We start from the raw sequence: 1007 nt of genomic DNA on the forward strand, positions 1-1007 counted from the left end.
GGCGAATGTTCGGCTAGTGTTCACGGGGCAAACAGGCTCGGCACGAACTCGCTACTAGACTTAGTAGTGTTCGGGCGCACAGCTGGCAGGCTTGCAGCCGAGCATGCCAATAAGACTAGTTTCGTTGACCTGTCAAAAGATGCAGGACAGGCGGGTATTGAAAGGCTTGAACGCTTTGCTAATGCTAACGGCAAGCACACTTTTGGTGATATTTACGAAAAGATGGCTAACGTTATGCAGGTAAAGGTCGGCGTGTTCCGCAAAGGGGATGCTATGCAAGAGGCTCTGAAAGAGTTGGAAGGTTTAGCGGCTAATATGAACGACTACAGGGTGAACGATAAGTCTAAGGTTTATAACCTTGAACTTATAGAAGCCCTTGAGCTAGATGACCTGCTGACGATTGCGCGCACTATCACTACTGGTGCCATTGCCCGCACGGAATCTCGTGGCTCTCACTACAGGGACGACTATACAGAGAGAGACGATGAGAAGTGGCAGAAGCATACGCAAGCCTTCCTTGAAAAGGATGGCAGTATAAAACTAGACTATCGTCCTGTGCGTACTAAGCCGCTCACGACTGAAACATTCCCGCCGAAAAAACGGGTTTATTAAAACGGAGGTAAATTATTATGGAAAAGAAAAAATTTGTCTTTGAAATCTTTCGTTATAACCCAGATGACGGCAAAGGGGCACACTACGACACTTATGACGTAGAGCTTGACCCCAACACGCTGATGTTGTCTGCGCTGAACTATATAAAGTGGAATATTGACCCCTCCATATCGTTCAGGCGTTCTTGCCGTGAAGGTGTTTGCGGTTCAGACGGAATGAATATTAACGGCGTAAACATGCTTGCATGTCTTACGCGTATAGTTGACATAGGTTCAGATACTATCACAATTCAGCCACTACCGGGTATGCCTGTGGTGCGCGACTTAGTTGTGGATGTTGAAAGCTTTATGAATAAGTTTATAGCTGTAAAGCCGTATATTATCCGCAAGTCGCCT

The 1007-nt window shown here is 46.6% G+C and carries 1 protein-coding gene and 1 pseudogene; both read left to right on the forward strand.

Going from position 1 to position 1007, the window contains the following annotated elements:
- Positions 1 to 612 (forward strand): annotated as a pseudogene (locus AC1MDJ_RS08040) (succinate dehydrogenase/fumarate reductase flavoprotein subunit); the annotation flags it as partial.
- Between the two features lie 17 nt (positions 613 to 629).
- Positions 630 to 1007 (forward strand): 2Fe-2S iron-sulfur cluster-binding protein (locus AC1MDJ_RS08045; RefSeq protein ID WP_479690397.1); only part of this gene is annotated, 378 nt, incomplete at its 3' end.

This window comes from Candidatus Termitispirillum reticulitermitis (assembly GCF_054655775.1).